This is a genomic window from Methylobacterium sp. WL18, from assembly GCF_008040015.1.
GTDB lineage: Bacteria > Pseudomonadota > Alphaproteobacteria > Rhizobiales > Beijerinckiaceae > Methylobacterium > Methylobacterium mesophilicum.
The window spans coordinates 1-2,992 of the sequence record NZ_VRVD01000574.1 but is presented as its reverse complement, the minus strand read 5'-3'; the positions used below and the strand labels follow the sequence as shown (position 1 = coordinate 2,992).

3 protein-coding genes and 1 pseudogene are annotated in these 2,992 nt (G+C 71.3%); 1 reads left to right on the top strand and 3 read right to left on the bottom strand.

Annotated elements, in window-relative coordinates; all coding sequences use genetic code 11:
* Positions 1 to 11 precede the first annotated feature (11 nt).
* Together FV228_RS25190 and FV228_RS25185 are read right to left on the bottom strand one after the other, a co-directional pair.
* Entirely contained in the window at positions 12 to 1,205 is a 1,194-nt protein-coding gene (locus tag FV228_RS25190; protein WP_147857049.1) for an MltA domain-containing protein, read from the bottom strand.
* An 18-nt stretch (positions 1,206 to 1,223) separates the two neighbouring features.
* Positions 1,224 to 1,940 carry a Tim44/TimA family putative adaptor protein gene (locus FV228_RS25185; protein ID WP_147857048.1) on the bottom strand — a complete coding sequence of 239 codons (717 nt, stop codon included), beginning with the start codon at positions 1,938 to 1,940 and terminating at the stop codon, positions 1,224 to 1,226.
* 339 nt (positions 1,941 to 2,279) lie between these two features.
* Between FV228_RS25185 and secB the strand changes: the two genes are divergently transcribed.
* Positions 2,280 to 2,780: a protein-export chaperone SecB gene (gene secB, locus FV228_RS25180; protein WP_147857047.1), complete on the top strand. Its 501-nt coding sequence runs from the start codon at positions 2,280 to 2,282 to the stop codon at positions 2,778 to 2,780.
* On the opposite strand, the pseudogene FV228_RS25175 reads toward secB, so the two are convergent.
* Positions 2,777 to 2,992: pseudogene (locus tag FV228_RS25175) on the bottom strand (hypothetical protein); the annotation flags it as partial. The gene secB and the pseudogene FV228_RS25175 sit on opposite strands and share 4 nt — an antisense overlap.

Here is a 2,992-nt window from a genome sequence, read left to right as displayed (position 1 = left end):
GCGTGGCGGCCTCACGGCGCGACCCCGCGGGCGGGCTTGGGCAGCAGCACGACGAAGCCTATGGAATCGCGCAGGTTTCCGGCCGCGATCCCGGCCTGCGCCCCGGTCCCGACGAACAGATCGCCCCGGGCCGGGCCGACGATCGCCGACCCCGTGTCGGCGGCGATGACGAGGCGTCCGGTGTCGCCCGGTGCGCCGCCCGGCAACGGCCCGTCCAGCCAGAACGGCAGGCCGTAGCGCCACAGCCCGCCATCCACCGCGAGGCTCCGCCCGGGCGTCAGCGGCGCGTTGGCGGCCCCCGGCGGCCCGAGCGCCGGATCCTCCACCGGGGCCAGGCGGAAGAAGATGTAGGAGGCGTTGGCGCGGATCAGCCGCCGCGCGGTCTCGGGATGCGCGCGCAGCCAAGTCGTCCAGCGGGCCAGCGTGAGGCCTTCCAGCGGCAGGTGGCCCTCCTGCACGATCAGCTTGGCGACCGCGGTGTAGGGCTGGCCGTTGCGGCCGTCGTACAGTACCCGGACGGACGGGCCGTCAGGCAGGCGGACGCGCCCCGAGCCCTGGACTTGCAGCACCAGGAGATCGACGCCGTCGCGCAGCCACAGGATCGGCCGCGCCCGGGCGCCCAGCGCTCCGTCCTCGATCGCGGCCCGGTCCGGATAGGGTCCGAACCCGTAAGCGGTGGCGCGGGCCGCGCGCAGGGCCGGGTCGAGACCGGGGCGGGTCTCTCCGGGGGCCAGCGAGACGAGGTCGTCCGGCCGGGCGAGCACGGGCGTCGGGAAGTCCGGTGCCTGCGTGAGCGAGCCCTCCAGCTCCGGCTCGAAATAGCCCGTCAGGAAGCCCGGGCGATCCGCCCCTGGACGCACCACCCGGTAGGCCTCGAACCGATCCTGGAAGAACGTGGCCGCCGCCTCGTGCGCGACCTCCGCCGCAGCCGCGCAAGCCGCCGACAGGTCCGCCGGATCGCCTGCGATGCCCGCCGGCTGCGGCGTGGATGGCGGGGACGCGGTGCAGACCCGCCGGAACGCGTCGAGCGAAGCGGCCGGATTGGGCCCGGGAAAGCCCGCTAGAGCCGCGAACGGCACGGGAGTCAGGACCGCTCCGCCGACCTCGGCGGGGGCAGCCGCGGCCGAGCCGGCTAGGAACGTCGCGACGAGGGCGGGGATGAGGGCGGTCGGGATACCTCCGGACCAGGCACGCAGGTTTGGCACGGCAACGGGGTCACGAAATCAGGCGCCGGCCTCGGTGGCCACAAGCTGCCAGTTCGGGTCCCGCGAGCCGAGGGTGCGCGCGAAGGTCCAGACGTCGGGCACCTCGACGACGGTCTCGGCGCTGCCGTCGACGACCTTGCCCTCGGCGTTGCGGGTGGCGGTGATCAGGTTCGACAGGAAGCGCACGGTGATCTGCGCGACACGGTTACGCACCTCGATGGCGACGATCTCGGCCTTGTCGATCGACACGAAGGTGGTTTCCAGGGTCTGCCGGTTGCGCTCACGCTCGGCGATGGCCCGCTCGAAAGCCTCGCCGACCTCCTTGGAGAGCAGCCCGCGCAGGGTTTTCCGGTCGCCCTTCGCAAAAGCGATCATGATGGTCTCGTAGGCCGACTTGGCCCCCTCGATGAACGCGCGAGGGTCGAAACTCGGCTCTGCCTGGACAGCCGCCTCGAGCCCGCGGGCGATCTCGGAGCCGGGCTCCGCGATGCCGCGCCAGTCGCGTACCGCCGCAGACGCTGCGGCCGGCGCAGCCTGCACCCGGTCGGCACCGGGCAACCGAACGACGTTGTCGCCCTCGGATCGGGCCTGCGGCTCGGTACGGCTTCGATCCACCGGCTTGAACGGCGAGCGCTCAGCACCGGTTTTCTGGCCGAGCACCGAGCGCAGCCGCCAGATCACGAAGACTGCGAGTGCGAGGAAGATGATCGTCGTAATGTCGAAACTGTCCTGCATCACCGATCCGATGGTGGCCGCGGCGGGACCTCGTGCCCCGTGCCGAGGTCGTGCGCGGTGCGGCGCCGGCAAAGCGCTCGCGGGTCTAGGCGACTCATAACTGACCAAGGCGCAAGGAGCGAGCCGGTTATACCGGTGCGGAACGCCGCGATCCCCATGCGTCAACCGATATGGGTCTCCGACACCGCGCCCGCCAGCGCTACGCCAGCCTGCTGCTTGTCCGTCCCTGGCGCGCGTGTTAGCGGCGCTGCCTTCCGGGCCGCTTCGCGGTGCCGTTCAGCGGCTCGCGCCGCGACAACCCGGGCCGGCCCTGCCGGCCGTTCGAGAAGGATGATCCGCATGGCCGACTCTCCGGCAGCCAACGGCAACGGCGGCGGCATGCCGCAGGGCGACGCGCCGACCATCAATGCGCTGGCGCAGTACACGAAGGACCTGTCCTTCGAGAACCCGAACGCGCCGCGTTCGCTCCAGCCCAAGGAAGGCCAGGGCCCGCAGATCAACATTCAGGTGAATGTCAGCGCGCAGCAGCTTTCCGATACCGATTTCGAGGTCGAGCTGACGCTTGAGGGCGACGCCAAGATTCAGGCCGAAGTGCTGTTTGCCTTCGACGTGAAGTACGCGGGCGTATTCCGCATGGTCAACATCCCGGCCGACCAGCTTCATCCCGCGGTGATGATCGAGTGCCCGCGCCTGCTGTTCCCGTTCGCCCGTCAGATCGTCGCCGAGGCTGTGCGCAACGGTGGCTTCCCGCCCCTGTATATCGACCCGATCGATTTCGTCGCGCTGTACCGCCAGAAGGCGATGGAAGCCCAGGGCGCCAGCGGCCCGCTCGCTTCCTAAGGCACTGAACCGTCCCGGCGGCCATGGCTGCCGGGACCGCGATAGGCCGCAGCCAGCGTTCGAAGCGCCTCTGCAGGCCGCCCGGTCAGCCGCCTGGACCGCAGCACGATCCAGGTGAGCGGCAATTCGGGCAGGCCGATGCGCGCGCCGATCTCGACGGCACCCGGCGGGGCGGTGCTCGGCGCCAGAGCGGCGATCGCCAGGCCCGCCAT